This window comes from Rhodococcus sp. UYP9 (genome assembly GCF_040547235.1).
In the GTDB taxonomy this organism is placed as follows: domain Bacteria; phylum Actinomycetota; class Actinomycetes; order Mycobacteriales; family Mycobacteriaceae; genus Rhodococcoides.
The window spans coordinates 62,941-87,843 of the sequence record NZ_JBEPPH010000008.1; the positions used below are offsets into that span (position 1 = coordinate 62,941).

25 protein-coding genes and 1 riboswitch are annotated in these 24,903 nt (G+C 61.3%); of the genes, 11 read left to right on the forward strand and 14 right to left on the reverse strand.

From position 1 onward, the window contains the following. Positions 1–87: 87 nt before the first annotated feature. Entirely contained in the window at positions 88–588 is a 501-nt protein-coding gene (locus ABIB36_RS19535) for a DUF4262 domain-containing protein (protein ID WP_256895447.1), read from the reverse strand. A 138-nt stretch (positions 589–726) separates the two neighbouring features. Here ABIB36_RS19535 and ABIB36_RS19540 point away from each other — a divergent pair, with 138 nt between their 5' ends. From ABIB36_RS19540 to ABIB36_RS19585, 10 genes are all read left to right on the forward strand, one after another. Beyond that, on the forward strand, positions 727–2,022 hold the full coding sequence (locus ABIB36_RS19540; RefSeq protein WP_354562763.1) for a DEAD/DEAH box helicase: 1,296 nt from the start codon (positions 727–729) through the stop codon (positions 2,020–2,022). Further along, a complete protein-coding gene (locus ABIB36_RS19545) occupies positions 2,019–2,885 on the forward strand; it encodes a DMT family transporter (RefSeq protein WP_354562761.1) in 867 nt (288 codons plus the stop codon). Before ABIB36_RS19540 ends, ABIB36_RS19545 begins: the two co-directional genes overlap by 4 nt. An 18-nt stretch (positions 2,886–2,903) precedes the next feature. Then, positions 2,904–4,340, forward strand: a complete 1,437-nt coding sequence (locus tag ABIB36_RS19550; RefSeq protein WP_084345357.1) for a GuaB1 family IMP dehydrogenase-related protein — start codon at positions 2,904–2,906, stop codon at positions 4,338–4,340. A gap of 124 nt (positions 4,341–4,464) precedes the next feature. Further along, positions 4,465–4,680 (forward strand): hypothetical protein, encoded by a 216-nt coding sequence (locus ABIB36_RS19555; protein ID WP_084345356.1) that lies wholly within the window; start codon positions 4,465–4,467, stop codon positions 4,678–4,680. Between the two features lie 3 nt (positions 4,681–4,683). Continuing rightward, the gene (locus tag ABIB36_RS19560) at positions 4,684–6,066 is read left to right on the forward strand and encodes a hemolysin family protein (protein WP_084345355.1); all 1,383 of its coding nucleotides are present in this window, start codon (positions 4,684–4,686) and stop codon (positions 6,064–6,066) included. Further along, entirely contained in the window at positions 6,059–7,180 is a 1,122-nt protein-coding gene (locus tag ABIB36_RS19565; protein WP_084345354.1) for a hemolysin family protein, read from the forward strand. Before ABIB36_RS19560 ends, ABIB36_RS19565 begins: the two co-directional genes overlap by 8 nt. Before the next feature lie 23 nt (positions 7,181–7,203). Next, a complete protein-coding gene (locus ABIB36_RS19570) occupies positions 7,204–8,130 on the forward strand; it encodes a 3-methyladenine DNA glycosylase (RefSeq protein WP_354571659.1) in 927 nt (308 codons plus the stop codon). 63 nt (positions 8,131–8,193) lie between these two features. Beyond that, positions 8,194–10,368: a malate synthase G gene (locus ABIB36_RS19575; protein WP_354562754.1), complete on the forward strand. Its 2,175-nt coding sequence runs from the start codon at positions 8,194–8,196 to the stop codon at positions 10,366–10,368. Positions 10,369–10,389: 21 nt separating this feature from the next. Further along, positions 10,390–12,120, forward strand: coding sequence for a substrate-binding domain-containing protein (locus ABIB36_RS19580; protein ID WP_256895443.1), 1,731 nt, complete (start codon positions 10,390–10,392; stop codon positions 12,118–12,120). A gap of 2 nt (positions 12,121–12,122) precedes the next feature. Next, positions 12,123–13,262, forward strand: coding sequence for a metallophosphoesterase (locus ABIB36_RS19585; RefSeq protein WP_354562751.1), 1,140 nt, complete (start codon positions 12,123–12,125; stop codon positions 13,260–13,262). A 2-nt stretch (positions 13,263–13,264) separates the two neighbouring features. Here ABIB36_RS19585 and gcvP read toward each other — a convergent pair whose 3' ends face one another. The 13 genes from gcvP to ABIB36_RS19650 all read right to left on the reverse strand — a co-directional run bounded on the left by gcvP (position 13,265) and on the right by ABIB36_RS19650 (position 24,316). Next, positions 13,265–16,144: an aminomethyl-transferring glycine dehydrogenase gene (gene gcvP, locus ABIB36_RS19590; protein WP_354562749.1), complete on the reverse strand. Its 2,880-nt coding sequence runs from the start codon at positions 16,142–16,144 to the stop codon at positions 13,265–13,267. A 165-nt stretch (positions 16,145–16,309) separates the two neighbouring features. Further along, a riboswitch (glycine riboswitch) is annotated at positions 16,310–16,407 on the reverse strand. An 11-nt stretch (positions 16,408–16,418) separates the two neighbouring features. Beyond that, entirely contained in the window at positions 16,419–17,009 is a 591-nt protein-coding gene (locus ABIB36_RS19595; protein ID WP_348769861.1) for a MerR family transcriptional regulator, read from the reverse strand. A 363-nt stretch (positions 17,010–17,372) separates the two neighbouring features. Then, positions 17,373–17,846: a bifunctional nuclease family protein gene (locus ABIB36_RS19600; RefSeq protein WP_084345350.1), complete on the reverse strand. Its 474-nt coding sequence runs from the start codon at positions 17,844–17,846 to the stop codon at positions 17,373–17,375. Between the two features lie 128 nt (positions 17,847–17,974). Then, entirely contained in the window at positions 17,975–18,712 is a 738-nt protein-coding gene (ftsR, locus tag ABIB36_RS19605) for a transcriptional regulator FtsR (RefSeq protein WP_084345349.1), read from the reverse strand. Further along, positions 18,709–19,206 carry an oxoglutarate dehydrogenase inhibitor Odhl gene (gene odhI, locus ABIB36_RS19610; protein WP_136172264.1) on the reverse strand — a complete coding sequence of 166 codons (498 nt, stop codon included), beginning with the start codon at positions 19,204–19,206 and terminating at the stop codon, positions 18,709–18,711. The genes ftsR and odhI overlap by 4 nt, the downstream gene beginning before the upstream one ends. Before the next feature lie 175 nt (positions 19,207–19,381). Next, positions 19,382–19,786 carry a glycine cleavage system protein GcvH gene (gcvH, locus tag ABIB36_RS19615; RefSeq protein ID WP_354562745.1) on the reverse strand — a complete coding sequence of 135 codons (405 nt, stop codon included), beginning with the start codon at positions 19,784–19,786 and terminating at the stop codon, positions 19,382–19,384. A 71-nt stretch (positions 19,787–19,857) separates the two neighbouring features. After that, entirely contained in the window at positions 19,858–20,565 is a 708-nt protein-coding gene (locus ABIB36_RS19620) for a DUF881 domain-containing protein (protein WP_354562743.1), read from the reverse strand. 5 nt (positions 20,566–20,570) lie between these two features. Then, entirely contained in the window at positions 20,571–20,957 is a 387-nt protein-coding gene (locus ABIB36_RS19625) for a small basic family protein (RefSeq protein WP_373270504.1), read from the reverse strand. A gap of 35 nt (positions 20,958–20,992) precedes the next feature. Continuing rightward, positions 20,993–21,844: a DUF881 domain-containing protein gene (locus ABIB36_RS19630; RefSeq protein ID WP_354562741.1), complete on the reverse strand. Its 852-nt coding sequence runs from the start codon at positions 21,842–21,844 to the stop codon at positions 20,993–20,995. Continuing rightward, on the reverse strand, positions 21,844–22,455 hold the full coding sequence (locus ABIB36_RS19635; protein ID WP_373270503.1) for a CDP-alcohol phosphatidyltransferase family protein: 612 nt from the start codon (positions 22,453–22,455) through the stop codon (positions 21,844–21,846). Before ABIB36_RS19635 ends, ABIB36_RS19630 begins: the two co-directional genes overlap by 1 nt. Positions 22,456–22,528: 73 nt before the next feature. Further along, complete coding sequence (locus ABIB36_RS19640) at positions 22,529–23,143, reverse strand: NUDIX hydrolase (RefSeq protein WP_084345346.1); 615 nt, start codon at positions 23,141–23,143, stop codon at positions 22,529–22,531. Continuing rightward, positions 23,140–23,271: a hypothetical protein gene (locus tag ABIB36_RS19645; RefSeq protein ID WP_354562738.1), complete on the reverse strand. Its 132-nt coding sequence runs from the start codon at positions 23,269–23,271 to the stop codon at positions 23,140–23,142. The genes ABIB36_RS19640 and ABIB36_RS19645 overlap by 4 nt, the downstream gene beginning before the upstream one ends. A gap of 115 nt (positions 23,272–23,386) precedes the next feature. Then, positions 23,387–24,316, reverse strand: a complete 930-nt coding sequence (locus ABIB36_RS19650; protein WP_084345345.1) for a CPBP family intramembrane glutamic endopeptidase — start codon at positions 24,314–24,316, stop codon at positions 23,387–23,389. A gap of 128 nt (positions 24,317–24,444) precedes the next feature. On the opposite strand from ABIB36_RS19650, the gene ABIB36_RS19655 reads away from it, so the two are divergent. Continuing rightward, positions 24,445–24,888, forward strand: a complete 444-nt coding sequence (locus tag ABIB36_RS19655) for a Fur family transcriptional regulator (protein WP_143542036.1) — start codon at positions 24,445–24,447, stop codon at positions 24,886–24,888. Positions 24,889–24,903 lie beyond the last annotated feature (15 nt).

Consider the following 24,903-nt stretch of genomic DNA (forward strand, 5'->3'; position numbering starts at 1 on the left):
GAACCGAACACGGCTGTAGGGTGCGATGGCAACCACTTGTCGATGGTTGCCATCGCACCGTCGCCCACCTTGATCCGCAAGTCGGATTCAGTCGTAGAGACCCCAGCCCAACGGTGTTCCGAGGATGGGTTGCACGATCGTCGACGACACGTCGCCTTCCCACGGCAAGTCCCCCTGGGAGTCACGCCACACGGCCTGGACCGCGCGGATCCGATCTGATGGGTACACCTCGGAAGCCATGAGTAGCCACTCGTCGCAGTACGTCACGTCGACGAAATGGAAGTCGAAACCAGCTGCCGTGCATTCCATGCCGGGATCGAAGGCCCGACCGCCGAGTATCACCCGCCTGGCCAGCGTGTTCAACGCGGCGGCGGATTCCCCGGGTGATCGCCCCGTCACGATCAACTCGGGGTGTCCGAGGGCCGTCAAACCGACTGTGTAGCAGAAAGCCGGTTCGATCACTCCAGCATTGTCCGGATCGAAATTCGAATTCACCTCCGAATTGACATACTGCAAAGCCCAGCCGTGGCGGTCCACAAGGCCGTGCACGTTTTGCACGTAGTCCGCCATCGACTGCCCGTCACACATTGCACACATAGCTCCCCCAAGCTTGTCGGGATCCAACTGCGAATAAACCGGCCGGATCAACTCTGTCGAACGTATGTTCGTATCGAGTATGATTGCCTGTGGCACCGACAGAAACTTCCCGGGCGGTACTGTTCCGCTATGCCCCGTTCCGAAACGTCGTTTGCCGATTTGGGGCTCCGACCTGTCGTGGTCCATGCTCTGCGTCGAGTCGGTATCGATGTTCCGTTCGACATTCAGACGGCAGCGATCCCCGATGCCCTTGCCGGACAAGACATTCTCGGTCGCGCGCCGACCGGATCGGGAAAGACCCTTGCATTCGGATTACCGATGCTCCAGCGACTGTCGGGTGCGAGCAGCCGCCCGAAGTGTCCCCGCGGATTGGTACTGGTTCCGACACGCGAGTTGGCATTGCAAATAGAGCGGGCGCTGGAGGAACCGGCACTCGCGTTGGGCGTCCGAGTGATGGGAATTGTCGGCGGGGTGCCGATGAAACGCCAGTCCGAGCGCCTCATGCGCGGCGTCGACGTCGTTGTGGCTACCCCAGGACGTCTCGAAGATCTCATCCAGCACGCCGCTGTCTCGCTCGCCGACATTGCCATCACAGTGGTGGACGAGGCTGATCGGATGGCCGATCTAGGCTTTCTGCCGCAGGTGCGAAAGCTCGTGGACCGCACCCCGAAAGGTGGACAGCGCATGCTGTTCTCGGCCACCCTCGATGGAGATGTCGACGACCTGGTGCAGCGGTACTTCGACTCCCCCGCCATTCACTCCGCCGAGCCACCCCCACTCGCCCAGGCGACCATGAAACACCTCTTCTTCCGTGTGGCAGACATCGACAAGAATTCGATTGCACTGCGGATCGCGGCGCGAACAGGGCGAACCATGATCTTTCTGCGCACCAGGCATGCGGTGGATCGATTCACCGCATCCCTGCGCGAAGTCGGCGTGCCTGCACTCGCGTTGCACGGTGACAAATCTCAGGCCAATCGAACCAGAACTCTCGCTGCATTTGCGGATGGTTCGGTTCCTGTCCTGGTCGCCACCGACGTCGCGGCCCGTGGCCTGCACGTCGATGGAATTACCCTTGTCGTGCACGTGGACCCTCCGGCTGATGCGAAGGATTACACGCATCGCGCCGGGCGGACGGCGCGGGCAGGCGAGATCGGCACCGTCGTCACGCTGGTCACCGATAGCCAGCAATCGCAGGTCGCGACGCTTGCCGCCGAAGCCGGAATCGTGGCCGAGTTCACCGAGGTGACCGCATCGAGTCCAGCACTGACCGAATCCACGGGTGCGCAGGCACCTCCGGGATCGCCAGTCGTCGAGGTGCTACCCACGGTCGGCCAGAGCGGGCCCCCACGCGAGGTGGATCGCCGAAAGCGCCCGGTGCCGCGGCGTACCAGGGACAAGCCAGGTCGATCGGGTCGCCGATGAACGGACTTCCGGTGTTGTCGATCGTACTGGCGCTGATTGCAGCATTCCTGTTCGCTTGCGCGTCGGTCGCTCAACAAAGTGCTGCCGCGGCGGTGCCCGAGGGTCGATCGCTGATCGCCACCCTCATCCGAAGCCCACGGTGGTGGGCCGGTCTCTGCGGAGACATCGGAGGTTACGGATTTCAGGTTGCTGCACTGTGGGTCGGCTCGGTCCTCATAGTGCAACCCTTGATCGTCTCGATGCTGCTGTTCGCATTGCCTCTGTCGGCCAAATTCGCCGGATACCGGATGACGCGTACGACATGGGTGTGGGCGGTGTCCTTGGCAGCCGCGCTCGCGGTGTTCATCGTCGTCGGTGACCCGACGGAGGGAAACTCCGATGCGCCGTTCTCCGAGTGGATGATTCCGTTGACCATTGCATCGGGGCTCGTGTTGGCCGTCACTATTACTGGATTGTTGTCGACCAATCCGGGTCGGCGGGCACTGCTGCTGGGTGCGGCCGGAGGAGTGCTCTTCGGGATTGCCGTGGCGTTGACGAAGTACGTCACCGATCTGCTGGGAACCGATATCGCCGAAGCAGTCACTGCCTGGCAGACGTACGCACTCGTCGGGTGCGGAGTCCTCGGCTTCTACCTCCAGCAGCGCGCTTTCCAGTCCGGACCGTTGTCTGCTTCGCTTCCGGCTATCACCATCGGAGAACCGTTCGGAGCCGCGTTTCTCGGAATCACCGTCCTGGACGAACGAGTTCGCGACGACGCGTTCTCCTTGGCTGTCATTGCGATCTGCGTGACAGTGATGGTCGTTGCAACAGTTGCCCTCTCACGAGCACAGGCAAAGGTCGGCGAACACCCTATTGCGCGATGACGGGTACGCTGACCCAACGTGCAGTTCCTCGATGGCCAACATCCGCCCCATGACCTGACGTACGACGATGTTTTCCTCGTCCCGAACCGAACCGATGTCACTTCTCGGTTCGATGTCGATCTCTCCACTGTCGACGGATCGGGCACAACCATCCCCATCGTCGTCTCGAACATGACCGCGGTCTCGGGCCGCAGAATGGCCGAGACCGTTGCTCGTCGGGGTGGCATTGCCGTTCTTCCTCAGGATCTACCGACCGCAGCCGTGGCCGAGACCGTCGCGTTCGTCAAGAGCCGGGATCTGATCGCAGACACTCCGGTCGTACTCGGTCCTGATGCGTCGGTGTCGGACGCACTTTCCTTGATGCACAAGAGGGCACACGGCGCGGTAGTCGTAGTGGAAGGCGGCCGACCCATCGGTGTCGTCACCGAGTCGACCTGTGCGGACGTCGACCGGTTCGCCAGACTGCAATCGGTCGCCACGACCGACTTCGTCACGGTGCCGTCCGATGCGTCCCCGCGAGTGATCTTCGATGCGTTGGATGCCGCACATGAGGGACTTGCCGTTCTGATCGGACCGGATGGGGCGCTAGTCGGTGTGTTGACGCGCACCGGAGCAATCCGCACCGGCATTTACGCGCCCGCTGTCGACGGATCGGGGCGACTGCGCGTCGCGGCGGCTGTCGGAATCAACGGCGACGTCGCGGCGAAGGCTCAGGCACTCGTCGAGGCCGGTGCTGACTTACTCGTAATCGACACTGCTCACGGTCACCAGAAAAAGATGCTCGACGCTTTGGCTTCGGTTCGGTCTCTCGATCTCGGTGTTCCACTCGCGGCAGGCAATGTCGTTTCCGCTACAGCGACTCGAGATCTCGTGGCCGCCGGCGCGAACATCGTCAAGGTCGGCGTCGGGCCAGGAGCAATGTGCACGACACGGATGATGACCGGAGTCGGTCGACCACAATTCTCGGCCGTTGCCGAGTGCTCCGAGGCTGCCGCCCAAGTGGGTGCCTCGGTGTGGGCCGACGGTGGGGTACGCCATCCCCGGGACGTCGCGCTCGCATTGGCAGCGGGTGCGGCAAACGTGATGATCGGGTCATGGTTCGCCGGCACTTACGAGTCCCCGGGCGATCTTCGGGTCGATTCCGCGGGCAACGCGTACAAGGAGAGCTTCGGAATGGCGTCCAAGCGCGCCGTCGCTGCTCGCACGGTGGCCGATAGTGCGTTCGATCGCGCGAGGAAGGCACTGTTCGAAGAGGGAATCTCCAGTTCGCGGATGCGTTTGGACCCGGATCGCCCCGGTGTCGAGGATCTCATCGACTACATCTGTTCCGGAGTTCGAAGCACATGTACCTATGCAGGTGCCCGCACCCTTCCAGAACTTCACGAGCGCGCCGTGCTCGGTGTGCAGTCGGCGGCTGGCTTCGCCGAAGGTCGCCCGCTTCCATCCGGGTGGTGATCTGTGACGGCGGTCGGTTCGGCCCGAGATCCGACCTCGTGCCCGACTGCCGGTAGAATGGCGGCTCACGCTAACAACTCACTTCCGCCGATCGATTCGTAGCGGAACAACAGAAGGGAACAAGGTGCCTGAGGCACCCGTCATCACCAGCACCGAGACTGCTCCGACCGAGTCCGGTGACGAGGGCTCCACTTCGGAGGGCTCCTCTATCGAGCCGGGAGACAAACCCGGCGATCCATCGTTCAAGCTGACTCCACACCGCGGCGGGGTGACATTCGGCCGCGGCGCACTTGCCTCCGGCCAGGGTGCGATGCTCCTGTCGGAACTTCGGCGGCGGTAGCGGATGGACATCGTAATCAGCGTCGCGGGCCTCCTTGGGTTCGTGGCTCTTACCGCAGGTACCGCGTTGTTCGTGGCAGCCGAATTCTCTCTGACAGCGCTCGAGAAGAGCACAGTCGACTCGTCGGTGAGCACCGTCGGAGATGCGCGCTCGCGTCAGGTCCAACGTGCACACCGAACGCTGTCGTTCCAGCTCTCCGGGGCCCAGCTCGGCATCACCATCACCACACTCATCACCGGCTATCTCGCCGAACCCGTCCTCGCCGGCTTCTTCGTCCCGGTTTTGACTGCACTGGGCGCATCCACCTCTGTTGCATCCGCTGTGTCGTTGGCCGCGGCACTGATCATCGCGACGTCGTTTTCGATGATCTTCGGTGAACTGGTCCCGAAAAACATCGCAATCGCGATGCCGATGGGAACTGCGAGGGCGACAGCAGGCGCAATGTCTGGGTTCTCGATGGTATTTCGCTGGGCGATCAACGGACTCAACGGCTCTGCCAACTGGCTGGTGCGCAGACTCGGACTCGAACCTGCCGAAGAATTACGCTCGGCGAGATCAGCGAGTGAGCTGGGATCGCTCGTGCGCACGTCTGCGCGGCAAGGATCCCTCGATGAGGGCACGGCCAGACTCGTCGGCCGATCACTGAAGTTCGGCGAACGATCCGCGGAGGAATTGATGACACCCCGGGTCAAAGTCGAGTCACTGTCGGTGTCCGACTCGGTATCCGACCTCATCGAAACGGCAGCTAGAACTGGCTTTTCGCGTTTCCCGGTTGTCGACGGAGACCTCGATGACACTGTTGGTGTCGTACACATCAAACACGCTTTCACCGTGCCTATAGCGAAACGTGCCGATACTCGCCTGGACTCTCTCGCGCAGGATGTGCCGGTCGTGCCGTCGAGTCTCGACGGAGATTCGGTGATGGAGCGCGTTCGTTCCGACGGAATGCAAGTTGCCCTTGTAGTCGATGAATATGGTGGCACCGCGGGTTTGGTGACCATGGAAGACCTGATCGAGGAGATCATCGGCGACGTCAGGGACGAACATGACGAGCCAGAGATCGACGTCCAGCGGTTCGGGGACAGTTGGCTGTGCTCGGGACTGCTCCGAATCGACGAGGTGGCAGCCGCGACCGGGTATCGAGCGCCGGAAGGCGAGTACGACACCATCGGCGGACTCGTGTTGACCGAACTGGGACGTATTCCTGTCGAAGGTGACCGCGTGATCATGCCCGATCCACCCGAGGAAGACCCTGCCGATGCACACGGTGGATGGGCGGGCCGAGTCACCAGAATGGATGGCAGACGAATCGATCGAGTGATGTTGCAACCGGTCGGCCCCGACGTGATAGAGCAGATTCGATCGGAGGAGAGGACTCGTGGGTGACTACCTCTCCGTATTGCTCGCCGTTCTCCTCCTCGGCGGCAATGCGTTTTTCGTGGGCGCCGAGTTCTCACTGATTTCGGCGCGCCGCGACCGACTGGAATCCTTGCTTGCGCAAGGAAAGAAGAACGCAAAATCGGTAATCGAGGCCAGTCAGAATCTGTCCCTCATGCTTGCCGCGGCTCAGCTGGGAATCACTATCTGTTCCATCCTTCTCGGCCGCGTCGGCGAGCCGGCGGTGGCACACCTGATCGAGAAGCCACTCGATCTCATCGGAATCCCGGAAAGCCTGCTGCACCCGATCGCCTTCGCCATCGCATTGGCGCTGGTCGTGGTGTTGCACATCCTCATCGGCGAAATGGTCCCGAAGAACATCGCGATCGCAGGCCCGGAGAAGACGGCAATGCTGCTCGTTCCGATCCATCTGATGTTCATCAAACTCGCCAAACCGCTGATTTCGTTCTACAACATGTGTGCCAACCTCACGTTGCGTGCACTGCGCATCGAGCCCAAAGACGAGTTGGATTCGTCGGTGTCCGCCATCGAGCTCTCGCAGATGATCGGTGAGTCACGATCGGAAGGTCTCATCGACGAGGAGGAGCACCGGCGCCTCACCCAGGCGCTGGAGATCTCCGGCCGGACGGTGGCGGAGGTGCTCATTCCATCCGCCAAGGTCCGCAGCGTGCGTCTCTCCGGCCTCGAACCCGGTTCGGGTCCCACGCTCGGATCCGTCGAGGAGGCAGTGATCGCCACCGGCTTCTCGCGTTACCCGGTGCAAGCCGAGGATGGATCGATGGTCGGATATCTCCATCTGAAGGACGTTCTGAGCTACATGCTCGACGATGCTGCTGGTCCGGAGACGGTCATACCGCGTTCCGAGGTACGAAGGCTGCCAGTGGTCACCTCCGAGACGATGCTGGACGACGCGCTGACTCGACTTCGGCGTGCCAGCAGTCACCTGGGCGCGGTGAGCGATTCGTCAGGCACGACGATCGGGATCGTGGCACTGGAAGACTTGGTAGAGGAGTTCGTCGGAACCGTCCGCGACGGCACGCACCGTATCGCAGGGCCGTCACCGGGCCAGTCTTCGCCGGCACGTTCCGGTGGCGAAAACTGAAAGATGACGAGCACCGACCGATGATGCAGACCTCAGCGACCGAGATGTCGGCGACGTTGACGGAGCCGGACTGGACGAACAGACGTGCGGACCACTCGGCTCGGGTAGACCGCTTGATCGGCGCCTACCTGCACAATCGGGCACAGGGCAATACACATCCGGTACTCGACTTCTTGTTCACCTATTACAGCTACAAACCCGGCCACCTGAAGCGTTGGAACCCAGGTTTCGAGGTGGTCCTAACCGGTGAAGCCGCTCAGGACTACGCAGCGTTCGCGTCCTACGAACCCGTCGACGGACCGGACTTCGGGTATCGGGTACGGCGCTCTCTGGTCGAGCAGCGGCGTTCGGCCATCATGTTCACCCGGGACCTCCTCGAGGCGACCATGACCCGTCAACCCAATCTGGGGTGTTTCGGGCTCCATGAGTGGGCGATGGTCTATAGGCGCGGACAGGCCGCCTTGCGACACGGGTCGGTGCCGCTTCGGCTCGGCTACGACGGCACCGATGCGGTGGTCGAGTCCATGAAGATTCGCTGCACGCACTATGACGCGTTCAGGTTCTTCACCCCCGACGCCGCCCCCAAGAATTTTCTCGACCTGTCCCCGGCAAGCAGGACCGAACGAGAGCAACCTGGTTGTGTGCATGCGAGCATGGATCTGTACAAGTGGAGCTACAAACTCTCACCGTTGATCGACTCGAACCTTGTGCTCGACTGTTTCGAACTTGCGCTCGATGCTCGGACGGTCGATATGCGCGCGAGTCCGTACGACCTCTCCGACTATGGCCTGTCGCCTATCGCGATCGAAACACCGTCCGGTCGGGCAGAGTATGTGCGCGCGCAAACCGACCTGTCGGCCAGGGCTGCCCCTCTCCGTTCGGAGCTGGCGATGCGATGCCAGAATCTACTGGTGAGCGGCGGGTACAGTGCCCGACTTACTGCCGAGTAACATTGAAGCCGATGTCGTTTTATCGCCCTTCTGGGCGCCCAGACCGGAAAGAGTGAGGAATTCATGACTGAGCGAGTTCGTGTCGGTGGTCTTCAAGTCGCCAAGGTGCTGTACGACTTCGTACAGAACGAGGCACTTCCGGGTACAGGTGTGCAATCGGATGCGTTCTGGTCCGGTGCCGAAGCGGTAATCTCCGATCTCTCCCCCAAGAACAAGGCGCTCTTGGACGTACGCGAAGAGATTCAGGGCAAGGTCGACGCCTGGCACGGTGAGCATGCCGGAATCGACTACGACCGTGCGGCGTACAAGTCGTTCCTGAAGGAAATCGGCTACCTCGTCGACGAACCCGCCGACTTCGACGTCGCCACCACAGGCGTCGACACGGAAATCACGTCGACGGCCGGACCACAGCTCGTCGTGCCCGTTCTCAACGCTCGGTTCGCGATCAATGCATCGAATGCCCGTTGGGGCTCGCTGTACGACGCGCTGTACGGCACAGATGCCATCCCCGAAGCGGACGGCGCAGAGAAGGGCACCTCCTACAACAAGGTTCGCGGCGACAAGGTCATCGCCTTCGCTCGCGATTTCCTCGACGAGGCGGCGCCCTTGGCGTCCGGGTCACATGTCGGATCGACCGGATACGTCGTCGACGCGGTTTCGCTGACAGTGACCCTCGCCGACGGAACCACCACCGGCCTCAAAGATCCGGCGCAGCTACTCGGATACCACGGGACGCCGGATGCACCCACAGCAATTCTGTTCGTACACAACGGCTTGCATTTCGAGATTCAGATCGACCCTACGAGCCCGATCGGTGCTACCGACGCGGCGGGCGTGAAGGACGTGCTGCTCGAATCGGCAGTCACGACCATCATGGACTTCGAGGACTCGGTCGCGGCCGTGGACGCCGACGACAAGGTTCTCGGCTACCGCAACTGGCTCGGATTGATGAGAGGCGATCTTTCCGAGGACGTTTCCAAGGGCGGGAAGACGTTCACTCGCGTTCTGAACCCTGATCGCACGTACACCGGAGTCGACGGGTCATCTGTCACACTTCACGGACGCTCACTGTTGTTCGTCCGCAACGTCGGACATCTGATGACCTCGGATGCCATTCTTGACGCCGACGGCAACGAAGTTCCCGAGGGCATCCTCGATGCGCTGTTCACCTCGCTCACCGGAATGCACTCGTTGACCGCAGACAACCTCCTCTCGAACAGCCGAACCGGTTCGCTGTACATCGTCAAGCCGAAGATGCACGGACCCGATGAGGTTGCGTTCACAGCAGAGCTCTTCGGCCGCGTCGAGCAGGTGCTCGGATTGCCGGAGAACACCCTCAAGGTCGGCATCATGGACGAAGAGCGTCGCACCACGGTCAACTTGAAGGCCTCGATCCTGGCAGCCAAGGAGCGGGTGGTCTTCATCAACACCGGCTTCCTCGACCGCACCGGCGACGAGATTCACACGTCGATGGAGGCCGGCGCAATGGTCCCCAAGGGCGAGATGAAGGCTCAGAAGTGGATCTCGGCGTACGAGGACTTCAACGTCGATACCGGCCTTGCGGCGGGAATGACGGGTAAGGCGCAGATCGGCAAGGGCATGTGGGCAATGCCCGATCTCATGCACGACATGCTCGAGCAGAAGATCAACCATCCGAAGGCCGGCGCCAACACCGCATGGGTTCCTTCCCCCACCGCGGCCACTTTGCACGCGTTGCATTACCACAAGGTCGACGTCTTCGCCCGCCAGCTCGAATTGGCACAGGCCAAGCGCGCGACCGTCGACGAGATCCTCGAGATTCCGCTTGCTCCAGCCACCGACTGGAGCGACGAGCAGAAGCAGAAGGAAATCGACAACAGCGCACAGTCGATTCTCGGCTACGTCGTACGGTGGATCGATCACGGTGTCGGTTGCTCCAAGGTGCCCGACATCAACGACATTGCCTTGATGGAAGATCGCGCGACCCTGAGGATTTCGAGCCAGTTCATCGCGAACTGGTTGCGCCACGGCATCGTCACCGAGGATCAGGTCCGTGCGAGCCTCGAACGCATGGCCCCCATCGTCGACCGCCAGAATGCGTCCGACCCGACGTACAAGAACCTGGCTCCGGACTTCGATACCAACATCGCGTTCCAGGCCGCCAGCGAGCTGATCTTCCAAGGGGCCAAGCAGCCGAGCGGATACACCGAGCCGATTCTGCATCGACGCAGACGCGAGTACAAGGCCGCGAGCAACTGACGGTCTCGTAACCCTTCGCACGTGGGTGATCATCGCGACTCCGGCGGAATACGGAGTATCAGCAAAGGCCCATTGTTCATGGCGGGCGCCATCATCGTGGTGGTGCTCGCCGTGTTCGGGTGGTTCGAATTGCGTGATCGGATAGCCGATCAGGGTGCTGCGGCGGCGGAGACCTGCGTCGAGGGTGCCGAGACTTTGTCGGTCACGGTAGATCCCGATATCGCCTCGCAGATTACCGACCTCGCGACGCGGTTCGCCGCCACCGGGCCCGTCGTTCGCGATCATTGCATTTCTGTCGCGGTGGAGGTCGAGGATTCGACTGCCATCGCCGGCGCACTGGCAGCAGGAGAGCAGAACTGGGACCCCTCTGCTCTCGGGCCGATCCCTGCTCTGTGGTTACCACGTTCTTCCAACTCGGTCACCGCGCTTCCGGCTGGAACCGTCGACGGGACGCCGAAAACGATTGCGAGCACCCCTGTTGTGCTCGCGAGTCCTCCGCAGTTGACTGCAGCATTGCAAGCTAAGGGTGTCGGGTGGGCCGATCTCCCTGCACTGCAGAGCAATCCGGAGTCGTTGCTCGGCCTCTCCCTCCCAGGATGGGGTGGGCTCCGGATGCAACTCCCTGTCGGACCGGACTCCGATGCGACGACAGCCGTTCTCGCCGCCGTCGGATCGTCGGCAACGCCCGCCTCCGATGTTCAGACGTCAACACTGCAGCTACCCCTGAAATCGCAGACGCGATCTGCTTTGGCCGCCCTCGCGACGACAGACCGCGGGATTCAAGCAGCGGTACCCGATTCGACGGATATGGCGTTGTCCGGGTTGGCAGGCAAGCTCTCACCCGACGCCGACTTCCATTCGGTTCCGGTGACCGAACAACAACTCGGTACGTCCGGTCAGAACGAACTGACGGGATACGCACCACCCGGATCGACGGTGTCGATCGACTATCCGTCGGTCATCATGTCCGGGTCGTGGGTGAACGAAACGCTCAGGCGTGCCGGCGCCCAGTTCGTCGAGTTCATCTTGCAGGCAGAGAACTCGAAGATGTTCACCGACGCGGGTTACAACGCTCCTGGATCGTCACCGCTCGGAGCCCCAACCGGACCCGACGTCCGCACAGCCATGCTCGACGCTGTGACGAATCCTGCAACAGAGCGTCGAGCGACCGTTGTCATGGATGTATCGGCATCGATGGACACCGACGAAGGTGGTCGATCGCGTCTGCAGAACATCGCATCTGCACTCACCGCACAGTTCGACGCAGTCATCGATTCGACCGAACTGGGTTTGTGGTCCGACAGCAAGGATCTGGACGAGGATCGTCCGTATCGGATATTGGTTCCCACCGGCACGGTGTCCGAACAGCTTTCTGCCGGTAGCAGACGGCAAGCGCTCGTTGCGGCGGCACAGAGCCTGAAACCCGAGAACGTAGCCTCGACCTACCCGTCGATGACAGCGGCATACCGTGCTGCGCTCGAAGGATTCGTCCCGGGGAGACCGAACAGCATCGTCCTTGTCACCGACGGCCCGAACGACGATTCAGCTGAATCGTCCGAGAGTGAGTTGACCGATATCACCAAGCTTGTCGATCCGGCCAGACCTGTAGCGGTCGATGTCATATCGATCGGAACCATTGCCGATAAAGCGGACTTGGAGGCGGTGTCCACGGTCACCGGAGGCACGTTCACCACCGTTCCGTCGTCGGACGGGTCCGACCTAGCTGCACTTCTCGGAAAGTTCTTGTACTGAACATGACTCGACTTCTTGCATTCGGTGTCTTCCTCGCATTGGTGTGCCTGGTGATTCATCTCCGTTTCGTGCGCGGAACGCGACTCCCGCGACCCTATTCTTTTGTCGCAGACGCCCTTCTCGCAATCATGTGGGCTCTGGCCCTGGTGGGTATCGGATCGGGCGAGTTGTTCGATCCGAGTTGGGCTCGCGCGCCGGGATTCCTAGGACTCACCTGGCTTGCTGTGATTCTGTATCTGGTACTGGGAACCCTGCTCGTCGGGGTTGTCACCCTCGGGATGCGGATCGTGTCATCGCTGCGTGGACACGAATCCGGGGCTATCCGGTTTCGGGTGAACAGGCTTGGTTCTGCTCTGGTTGCTGCCGCGTCCGTCGTCGCAGTCGCGTATGGAGTAGTCGAAGCAAGCGAACCGCGGATCACCAATACCACTGTTGCCCTCGAGCGACTTCCGGCGGAATTCGACGGGCTGCGAGTGGCCTTGGTGTCCGATCTTCATGTCGGACCTGCCCGCGGGGAACCCTTCGTTCAGAAGGTCGTCGACGATATCAATGCGCAGGCGCCGGACCTCATCTTGTTGGACGGTGATCTCATCGATGGGACCGTCGATCTCGTCGGCTCCGATCTGGACCCGCTACGCGAGCTGTCGGCGCCACTGGGCGTCTTCGGAGTCAGTGGCAACCATGAGTTCTACGCCGACGACGGTGGCAAGTGGCTCGACTTGTGGTCGACTCTAGGGATCACCGTTCTGCGAAACGATCGGGAGGAAGTGACGCGAAACGGCGTAAGCATCGACATCGCCGGAATCAACGACGCGACAGCACCCGCGCCTTACGAACCCGATCTGAGCGCTGCCCTCGAAGGGCGTGAGTCCGATCGATTCGTCCTTCTCCTGGCCCATCAACCCAAGCAGGCGCACGAGGCTTCCGAAATGGGAGTGGACATGCAAGTGTCCGGACACACCCATGCGGGTCAGATTTGGCCGCTGCGCTATCTGGTGCCGCTACAGCAGCCGAGCGTCGAGGGACTGGACCGGATCGGCGGCACGACCCTGTTCACCACGCGTGGGGCCGGAGCGTGGGGTCCTCCTGTACGAGTTGCAGCTCCGCCCGAAATCTCGATGCTGCAACTCGTCGGAGCATAGTTTCAGGCGAAGGCCTCGATCGGCGGGCAAGAGCACACCAGGTTTCGATCTCCGTGTGCCCCATCGATTCTTCGCACTGACGGCCAGACCTTCGCCCTTCCGTTCACTGCGTCGGGGAACACTGCCTCAGCCCTCGAATACGGGTGATTCCATTCACCTACGAGACTTTTCGCAGTGTGCGGCGCACCGCGAAGTGGGTTGTCTTCCACTGGCCACTCCCCTGCATCGACTCGATCGATCTCAGCGCGGATCGCGATCATCGCATCACAGAAGGCGTCGATCTCGTCCAAATTTTCACTCTCGGTCGGCTCGACCATCAAAGTGCCTGCGACGGGGAAGCTCATCGTCGGCGCATGGAAGCCATAGTCGGCAAGACGCTTGGCAACATCGTCGACCGTGACGCCCGTAGCTTTGGTCAACCCTCGAAGATCGAGGATGCACTCGTGCGCGACCATCCCATTGTCACCGGTGTAGAGAACCGGAAAGTGCTCGTCCAGACGCCGGGCAATGTAGTTTGCCGATGCGATGGCGGTGAGCGTCGCGCGACGCAGCCCCACCGCCCCCATCATGCGGATGTACGCCCAGGTGATGGTGAGGATCGACGCGCTGCCGAACGGCGCGCCCGATACCGCGGGGCCGCCCCCGAGGTCAGCTCGTAGGGGGTGCCCGGGAAGATATGGCTGCAGGTGACTGCGTACTCCGATCGGACCGACACCAGGGCCGCCGCCACCGTGCGGAATGCAGAACGTCTTGTGCAGATTCAGATGGCTTACGTCACCACCGAAACGGCCCGGGCGGGCAAGGCCGACAAGAGCATTCAAGTTTGCCCCGTCCACGTACACCTGACCGCCGGCGTCGTGTACGAGTGCACAAATGTCGTCGATCTCGTGTTCGTAGACGCCGTGGGTGGACGGATAGGTGATCATGATCGCAGCCAACGAACCGGAATGCTGATCGATTTTGGCCCGCAGGTCGTCGACGTCGACGTCGCCGTTGCTGCGGCAGGCCACCACGACGACCTTCATGCCGACCATGACGGCCGAGGCAGCGTTCGTACCGTGTGCGCTCGACGGAATCAAGCAGACGTCACGGTGGCTGTCCCCCCGCCCGAGGTGATAGTTACGGATCGCGAGCAATCCTGCATACTCCCCTTGGCTTCCCGCGTTGGGCTGCAGACTCACGGCGTCGTAACCGGTGATGTCGACCAACCATTTCTCGACATCGGCTATGACAGAACGGATTCCCACCGTGTCGTCATCGGGAGCGAAGGGGTGCAACCGTGCGAATTGTGGCCAGGTGATCGACTCCATTTCCGCGGTTGCATTGAGTTTCATCGTGCACGAGCCGAGGGGAATCATGCTTCTGTCGAGCGCAATGTCTTTGTCCGAGAGCATCCGCAGGTAGCGGAGCATCGAGGTCTCGGATCGATGGCGAGTGAACGCCGGATGGGTCAAGAACTCCGAAGTTCGCACGAGGTTCGCTGGAATGGACTCGATCGACTCGGAAACGGAGTCACCCGCTTCGAAGGCACTCAGAACGGTGTCGACATGGGCTGTGGTGGTGGCCTCGTCGCAGGACACTCCGACTCTGTCGGCATCGATGAATCGGAGATTGATACCGGCACTCTTTGCCGCATCTACGATGCTCTGCGCGCGTCCCGGAACGATCGCAGTGACCGTGTCGAAGAAATGGTTCGAAACCAGTTTCACGCTAGAATTCGAAAGGCCGTCGGCCAGCCGTCGTGCGTGCGAATTCACTTGGCGCGCAATCGCTCGCAGCCCTTCGCTTCCGTGATAGCTGGCGTACATTGCTGCCACTATCGCCAGCAGAACCTGAGCGGTGCAGATGTTCGAGGTCGCCTTCTCGCGACGGATGTGCTGTTCCCTGGTCTGCAGGGCAAGCCGGTAGGCGAGATCGCCGTCCGCGTCGACGGACACACCGACCAGGCGGCCTGGAAGCTGCCTCGAATGTTTCGAATGCACTGCGAGATAACCGGCATGCGGACCGCCGTAACCCATGGGAACACCGAAACGCTGAGTGGTGCCGAAACAGACGTCCGCACCCGCTTCACCGGGAGGAGTGAGCAAAGTCAGCGCCAACAGGTCCGCCCCGATCGCAACGAGTGCACCTGCTTCGTGTGCTCGCGTGATCGTGTCCGTGTGGTCGACCAACGCACCCGAGGCGCCGGGCGTCTGTGCAAGCACACCGAAGAAGTCGCCTTCGGGGAGGCCTTTGGCCAGATCAGTCGACACCAGCTCAATACCCAGCGGCTCAGCCCTGGTTTGGAGGATCGCACGAGTCTGCGGGAACACATCGATGTCCACGAGGAAACGCGACGACGCCGACTTGCGATTCGCCCGGCGAAGAAGCGTCATGGCCTCAGCGGCCGCAGTCGACTCGTCGAGCATCGACGCGTTGGCCACTTCCATTCCGGTCAGATCGGACACCATCGTTTGAAAGTTGAGCAGCGCCTCCAAGCGACCTTGGCTTATCTCCGGCTGGTAGGGCGTGTAGGCGGTGTACCACGCTGGGTTTTCGAGTATTCCGCGAGTCAACACCGGGGGCGTCAGTGTGTCGTAGTAGCCGAGACCGATCATCGACGTCGCCACTGTGTTGCGCGAGGCAAGGGCGGCCAACTCGGCGAGGGCTTGATGTTCACCCACCGGCTCCGGGAGAGTTTCGAGACCGTCACCGATACCTGACGACGACGCAGGATCGAGAATCGACTTGGGCACTGCGCGGGCTGCCAGTTCGTCCAACGACGCGACGCCGACAACGTGAAGTATTCGTTCGAGTTCGTTACTGTCCGGGCCAATGTGCCGGTCGGCGAACAATGCCTTCACCGATTTCGGATCAGCTGTGCTAGAAGAACTTTCGGTCACGGGGGCGCTCCAAGGTGTGCGTACGACAGGGCCGGTTCCTCCCCCTCTGTCGCGTGCTCACCGAAACGAGCGCCTGAGAGATTCAGCCGATCCGGACTCGAGGAGCTGTCGGAACGTCTTTTCACCTTGGGCGGATGGGTGCTCCCATCACTTTCCAGAGACGTCGAAGCTCACACGGTCCGTGTGCCTGAGAGATTGACGGGGAGGTATTGCTCCTTCGGCGTCCGAGACTGGCTGCCCCGGAACTCTCCCGCGCAAGCGCGACGCTCGAAGTCTATCCTGTCTTGCAGCTGGCCCGAGTCTTGCGGCGGGAGGCGAGCTCATCCTCGGGACTCGTCTCGGACTCTCCGCCGTCTGCACGCTCGGCGGGGAAGTCGGCAATAAGACCGGTCAGTTCGCGCATCGCTCCGTTGACGGCGATACCGAATACACCTTGGCCGCCCTGCAGTAAATCGACGACTTCCTCCGCGGACGTGCACTCGTACACAGTGGTGCCGTCGGAGAACAGGGTGATGTTTGCCAGGTCTCCGACGCCGCGCTTGCGAAGGTGATCTACCGCTACTCGTATGTTCTGCAGAGAAATGCCAGTGTCGAGTAAACGCTTGACGATCTTCAGAACCAGCATGTCCTTGAAGGAGTAAAGGCGTTGACTACCGGAACCCGCTGCGCTGCGAATGGACGGAACTACCAGCCCCGTACGAGCCCAGTAGTCGAGTTGGCGATAGGTGATTCCCGCTATCTGGCATGCACTCGGAACTCGGTAGCCCACCAGTTCATCCGGAACGGAATCATCCGGGAACAGCCCCGGCTGAAAATCGGGCACGAAGGGTGTCACCGTGGCGTCTGCCGCAGGCTGCGTCGGCAGATCTGCATTCGAGGTCTCCACCGATTCAGCATCGCCCGGCACAAAGCTCGCTGAACCGTGGTGGCGTCCCTGCGGCTGATCTTCCACTTACTTGCTCCCTCTTCGGATGTCTCGACGCTGCTGTTCGGACCATGACGACGATAGAGGTCCGACCGGGAAACTATCCCGGTGTACTTCTGCGTGAAATCCACTCCGCGTACCCGGCAAGACTACGCCCCGGCGCGAACCGACGACACACGATCGTCGACTTCTGTACTTCACAAGGGGAACGCTATTGGGCCGAGGAGGGACAATCAACGCAACGCGCCGTAAACCTGAACCTAAAGTTGAGGTTGAGACTCTTCCGTTACCGAATCGAGGACTTCAGCCGTCCGTGGCCTTGAAATCATCCGGTGAAACCGATTCCAGAAACTCCTTGAACTTCTCGACTTCGTCCTCGCGCTCGTTGGGCATCAGGAGTCCTGCTTCGGAAAGCACCGGCTCCTCGGCGAATATAGGTACGCCCGCCCGCAGCGCGATCGCGATGGAGTCCGATGGACGGGCCGAAACCCGGATGTCCTTGTCGAAGACCAGATCCGCATAGAACGTGCCCTCCTGAAGGTCCACGATGCGAACTTCCTTCAAAGTGTGTCCCAAAGCGCCGATCAAGTCCTTGATCAGGTCGTGCGTCAAGGGTCTGCCCGGTTGCACGCCCTGCTGCTCAAGCACAATGGCCGCCGCTTCGGTCTGTCCGATCCAAATGGGCAGGTACCGCTCTCCATCGGCTTCACGCAGCAGCAGGACGGGCTGATTCTGAGGCTGCTCGACACGAATACCGACAACACGCATCTCACTCATTGCCTCTGCCTCCCATATGCGTTGAAAATCGGGCCGCAGGTCTGGGTCCGCCTACTGCAGCCGAGTCTATTGGAATCGACCGCCATACGGAGGGTGGCCTAGGGATGAACACGACACGAGGCGAACGCTCAGCGATCGAGCGCACCGCGCACCGCGGCCTTGACCAGACAAGTGTGCAGCGTCAAAGACAGCGCAGCCAGTTCTCTGATCATTTCTTCGGCTCGGTCCCGCGCTCCCGCATCTCGGCCCTTCGCAACTGGTCCGGCGATTTGCGCTACCAAACCGGCTTCCCGATCAGCAGCCAATTTGAAAGCTCGTAGGTGCCGAACCTCGAGACCGAACTGCAACATCGCTTTCGCAGTCCGCGCAAGGGTTATCGAGCCCTCATCGTAGAAGCCGGCTTGACCCGGCGTCAGTAGGCCGCCGCGAATGAGCTCGGTCACGAAAGTCTCGTCGACACCCGCTCGTTCCATGAGGTCGGCCTTGCTCACTCTGACCTCACGATCAGCGAGAAACTCTTCAGGCGATACTTCACCGGGAGCAATACTGAGGCCGCGGGGTCTACGAGGCGCGTCCTCTGCACGCTCGACGCGTGCAACACCACTGTCGATGGCTTCGAGCTGCTCTTTGATCACCTTCAGCGGAAGGTATTGATCTCGCTGCGCCGTCAATACATATCTCAACCGCTCGCAATCGGCGATGGAGAAACGGCGGTATCCGGACGCTGTGCGCTCGGGCGAAATCAATCCCTCCGCTTCGAGAAATCGAATCTTCGAAATCGTGACGTCAGGAAAGTCGGGCCGAAGTCGATCGAGGACGGAGCCAATCGACATCCCCCCGGGAGACTGCTGCCCGACGGCGGTCACTGGCTGCCCGCACCCGCAGACGATTCGCCGACCTGGGACCCGGCGCCGCCGCGTGGACCGGTCAGGAATACGAGGCGGAACTTGCCGATCTGGACCTCGTCACCGTTGGTGAGCACAGCCGAGTCGACAGGCTCGCGGTTGACATAAGTTCCGTTGAGGCTGCCGACGTCGACCACCTGAAACTCGTTCTCGTCCTGACGGAACTCGGCATGACGCCGACTCACAGTGACATCGTCCAAGAAGATGTCACTGTCCGGATGACGGCCGGCAGAAGTTGTCGGCTGGTCCAGTAGGAATCGTGACCCTGCATTGGGTCCCCTCTTCACGACGAGAAGAGCAGATCCGACGGGCAGGCCCTCCACACCCGACACCGGGGCCTCCGAGGTCTGGCTCGTCGCCGAGTTATCCAGCTCCTGCAGGAAATCCGCACGAAAAACCGAAGTGGTTTCCGCTGGCGACTCTCCGTAGATGCCGTCGTTGTCGTTCTCGCTCACCGTTTCTCCTTCTCAGTCCTCTGCACCCTGGCGACTCACACCACGGTCGACGCAAAATAGTTTGCTTGTTCTGTGTTCCTACGGACCTGCGCCCCGACACGACAACTGCACAACAACGACCGTACCTTGCGGACGGGCATGGGTGTAGACGGTTGCTTCAGCTCGCGTCCGCTAGTTACTCGGTCGTAATGGCAGCATATCCGTCCGCATCGAGCATCTCTGACACTGCCGCGTCCAAGACCTCTACCGAGGAGACCTCCAGCTCGACCAACCACCCGTCGGTGTAAGGTCCCGAATTCACCTTTTCCGGATCTGCCTCCAGAACTTCGTTGACGGCAATAACTTTGGCGGTCAGGGGTGCAAACACGTCGGACACACTTTTGGTCGATTCGACCTCGCCCATGGAGGAGCCCGCTGTTACTTCCTCACCGACGGAGGGCAGCTGGACGAACACGACATCACCCAACTGCGCCTGTGCGTAGTCGGTGATACCAACGCGGACGCTGGATGGGCCTACTCGCTGTACCCACTCGTGTTCAGGTGTGTAAAACAAATCGGCAGGCAGCTCGATCTCGCTCAAGTCGGCAGTCCTTTCGTCTGAGCTCACCGGACGGTGATGCTGGGCTTCGCTCGATGAGCGTATTGACGTGATCACGGGTCCCGCAAGGCGGACACGTTGACCTGCTCCGATTGTGAAATCCGGCATTGACCTCCATTCCTGGCTACCGTATCGACCACCCCGCCAGGAATATCCAATGCTGCGGCCAACGTCGCCGGATCGCCAACTGCGGTGTAGACGAACGGTGCACTTACCTTCTGCCCGTCCACGACGACCGCCCCTGCACTTCCCGCAATCCACGAGTCCAATCCGATACGCACTCCATCGTTGTCACTGCCGGCGATCTGCACCGTCTCCGCGCCTGCCGCTCGCAGCTCCTGCAACGCGTCCACGAGGACCTCCGAACCGACGCCGGTGCGTGGGTCTTCCACCGTCATCACGATTCCTGGGCCCGTCGCGGGAACGGTCCCTACCAGTACCGACAAGGCGTCGAGACGCTCGCGTGCTTCGGTGAGCGCGGCACCGGAACCGCCGTCCTCCTGCTGCAGTGTCGCCAGCGTGTCCTGCAGCGACGTGATGTCTTCACGGAGCGCGGCTTCCCTACGACCCAAGTTGTCCAGAAGGACGAGAAGATCTCCAGGGCGCGCGCTGTCGAGTGAATTCTCACTGTCGTTCACGCGAACCTGCGCAGCCAAGCCGATCCCGAGGGCGATCATCAACACGATCGTCAGCGAACCGAACACGATCGTCCTGCGTCGGCGCCGATCACCGTGGAACTCGTGCCTTCCCTCTCGTGCCACTGCGGTCAGGCTCCGAACAGTCGACGGCGCAAGGCTGCGGCATTTCCGAAGATCCGGATGCCCAGAACCACGACTATGGCCGTCGACAGCTGTGTACCCACTCCGAGCTGATCTCCCAGCCACACTATGAGTGCTGCGACGAGCACGTTGAAGACGAACGAGACGACGAAGACCTTGGAATCGAAGATTTCGTCCAGATACGCTCTGAGGCCGCCGAAGACCGCATCGAGCGCAGCGACTACGGCGATCGGTAGATACGGAGCGACCGCTCCGGGAATCTGCGGGCCGGACACGGTTCCGATCAGGACCCCTATCCCGAGAGCCAGGAATGCCAGCAGAACCAACCCGCCGCCGCGCCTGTTCATAGCATGTGTGGCACGGTCGTCGGACATAGAATTCGCTGCTACCCCTTCGTTACGTTCCTGCGTCACCTTCCGCCTTCCTGCTGTACACGCGGGGCAGTCCTGACCGCCGCTGCGGGCAGTTCGAGTGAATCCTCGGACCGCACGTCGAAGCCGACATCGTAGAGCTGAGTGAGCGCTGACATTCGCAGGTGGGCATCACTTACCGCAAATCGAACCTGCAGTTGCTCGGGCGACCCGATCGCGTCGATCGCGTACGGGGAGAAGACTGGATGATTGTCTACCAGCATGGCGCCACCCGCCTGTCTGATCGTGACGTTCGGGCCGATTCGGATACCGTCGACGGCAATCGCCTCGGCACCACTCGCCCACAGTGAATTCACAACCACTTGGAGATCTCGGTCCAGTACGGTCGCCGCCGAGCTTCCGCGTTTCTTCTGCGAAACATCGGACAGGTTTGCCGAGGCAGGCGGCTCGGTGACCACGACGGCGATGCCTGCACCGGACGAAGTTTCGGCACCTGCCGCAGACTCGATGTTCCTCAGTGAATTCAGAATCGATGCGCCATCCTTGTCGCTCTGCAAGACGCTCGACCGGGCTGACTCGACCTCGCCGGCGAGAGTGGACCGAGTTCGTTCCATCGCGTCGGATCGGCTCTCTGCCTCGCGTACCGTCTCCACCAAGTCGGGCGCTTGACCGGACGCGTCCGACCTGAGGACGTCGACTCGAGATAGCGCCACACCGAAGACGCTGCCGATGAGAACTACGCCGACGATGGCAAGAACCACGTCCATAGGGGACCGAGTGGATCTCGACGACTTGTTCGCCGAAGCGGCTGCATACCCAGGGTCGAGGTGCTCGCTCATCAATGACTTCAGCAGTGAAGGCGTCGGGTTGCGTGTCGGTGGTTTACGCATCACGAAACACGTTGATTCTGGCTCCTCGGGATCGTCTTCGCCACGATCGATGCTTTGTAGGTGTAGAGCACTCCGGTCCAGGTATAGAGAGCGGTCCCCCAAATGATCAGCGAGTATCCGATCGGTGTGAGCACGTCCGCGACGGCCGACTCTCCGGTGGCACCGAGCAGCACAGGAAGAGCGATCATGATCACGAAGGTTGCTGCTTTACCCAGATAGATCACCTCGGGTGGTGGTAGTCCGCGTCGGCGGTAGATCAGCAAAGTACCCGCGAGGACGACGTCGCGTCCGATCAGAATCGCCGCCACCCACCACGGAATGATCCCACGGGCAACGAATGCAGCGAGAGCACTCACGACCGACAATCGGTCCACCAACGGGTCCAGTAGCGCACCCAGTTGCGATGACTGATCGAGCGCCCGTGCAAGCTTTCCGTCGAGCCAGTCGGTTGCTCCGCTGAGCAGCAGGACGGTCAGCGCCCATCCATCTGCTTCAGGAACGAGGAGCAGATAGAGAAACAGTGGAATCGCCAGCAACCGAAGTGTGCTGAGCACGTTGGGCACGGTGAGAACCCTGCTGCTGAGTTCGGCATCGGAACCCGGATCACTCACCACCCACACCTCGATCCTTTGTCGTCGACGCCCTGATTGAGGCTGGACTTGTACCCACACGTGGGGTGAGAAGTCACCGCCACGCGAACACCGGTTGCTCGAAGTCTGCCACGCGAGTATGACGCCGATGGAAGACGACTTCGCGGAATTGGTGAACGACTGCACCCGTCGGCGCGTGTACCAGCGAATCTCGGAACGGCCATTGGATGACGGGCCGTTCCGACTCCGGGATCACCACGAATCTCGGGTCTGTATCGATCTCCGAGGCCTCGACCTCGTACACGATCTCCACCTCGACGACGTTCGGCACGACCTGCTTCAACGTGTCTCCGACCCACACGACGAACGGCGTGATCACATACCCGGATCGAGTGCTGTAATCGTCGAGCCGGCCGAGGATATCTTGTGGGGAAACATGCACGTTCAGCTCCTCGCCGAGTTCACGCAGGCAAGCATCCTCAGCCGACTCCCCCGGGTCGATGCCACCTCCTGGCAAAGCAAATTGCCCCGGATGAGCGCGCAGACGCGCCGGACGCTTGGTGAGAAGCATCCGTCGTCTGTACGGTTCGCCACCGATGGCTATGGCCACAGCAGCCGCTCGCATGTCGCCGACTGTCATCCGCTGACAATCGAATTCCGATAGTGCGGACACGATCGACGAACGTTCCAGCCGTTCGTCGTCGATCACGACGGAACCCGAATCAGGACGGATTTCAGCAGGCGAACGTTGCACAGGACTTCGTCGTCGGATCGACCACCGAAAACGCCAGAGTGGATACCGAGCGTCGCGACGACCTGCGCGTCGAAATCGGGCATCGACAACTCCTCGGTCGGTGTGCGGACGGTTGCTACATCCTACTCATCGCGCAACGCCGAGCTTTCGCAAGAAGACCGGGTCCTATCCCACCACCGTTTCCGATCGCTCGATCTGTCACGCTCTGCCTGCATCTTCGGTGGGAAGCTGCACTGGCGACGGAACCTCGTGCACGGCAACCGCGTCCGAGCCGGTGTGCCCATCGACCGAAGGGGCCTCCAATTCGCCCGGCAGCACCGCGTCGAGCGCACGTGGTACGAGCCAATACAGCAACGCACCGAAAAGAACCAGGATGTTGCACCATTGCAAAATGGTCGCTGCGTTGTCGTCGGCGATGACACGGTCGAGCGCTTGCATGTTCATCACCAGACCATGGAGAAGTATCAGGACCCACAGTCTGCGGAACCGGAAGTAGACCCACACCGCGGCTGCGCCCCAGAGGAATGCCCACACGAACCCGCCGAAGCCGAAGTACACGTAGAGCAGACCTCGCATCGTGGCGGCGAGAACCATGATCCATCCGATCGGTATTCGACCCGCAAGAAGGAGAACGGGCAGCGCCGCGAGCAGTGGCTCTTCACGCAACCCGGTGGCCAACGCCGAAGCGACAGCCAGCCAAGGTGACGCCATGACCGCCGGCACCGAGAAGTCGAACCGCGCGAGACCTAGCTGACCGAGAACCAACACCACCGCAGATGCACCTGCGATGGCCGCGCACCATGCAATAGACGCATCGAGGGCAGTTCCGCGGCGCTCGGGCAACACCGCGGCGAGAGTGTGTCGCCGTAAGAAGAGTGTCAGCCCGATTGCTATGAAACCCAACGACATCTGGACCGCCAGCACAATGAGGTCGGCACGTTGATCCGACACACTCAGCACCGGCGCCGGCGCGTTGGGCTCCAGCATTCTCCACAGCGCACCAAGAATGCTGACCGAGTACAACAGAAGCCAACCCGTCACCATGCCGAGAACGAACAGGACGCTGACGATCGACGACGGACGCATCGATTGGTTCGGGCGCGACCACACGCTGCTGTTGCCCACCATCTCCGACCACCCGACCTCGACCGCTCATCCGAACGCGATCTGTCTACCACGAGTTCGAGATCGTTGGAGACTTCGAACTGTCGGACGAATACTTGACTTGTTCAAGAAATGAGAGTCGTATCACAGGGGTGAGCTCGAAGCCCAACTACCGGGAGATGTTGCGCGATGCAGCACTTCGTGTCACGCGCCCTCGCATCGAGGTGCTCGACGCGGTGCATACTCACCCGCACTCGGACACCGAGTCGATCCATGCAGTAGTTCGCGCCGAACTTCCGGTCGTTTCGAGGCAAGCCGTCTACGACGTGCTCAGCGCCTTGACTGCCGCACAGCTCGTTCGCCGCATCCAACCCGCCGGTTCCGTGGCGCGGTACGAGTCCAGAGTCGGCGACAACCACCATCACCTCGTATGCGCCTCGTGCGGGGCCATCTCCGACGTCGATTGCACGGTCGGATCGTCTCCGTGTCTCACCGCGTCCGACACTCGAGGATTCGCGGTACACGAAGCCGAGGTCGTGTTCTGGGGCATCTGCCCCGATTGCGCATCCCCACAGAGTTCACGATCACAATCATGATCGGTTCGATCCGCC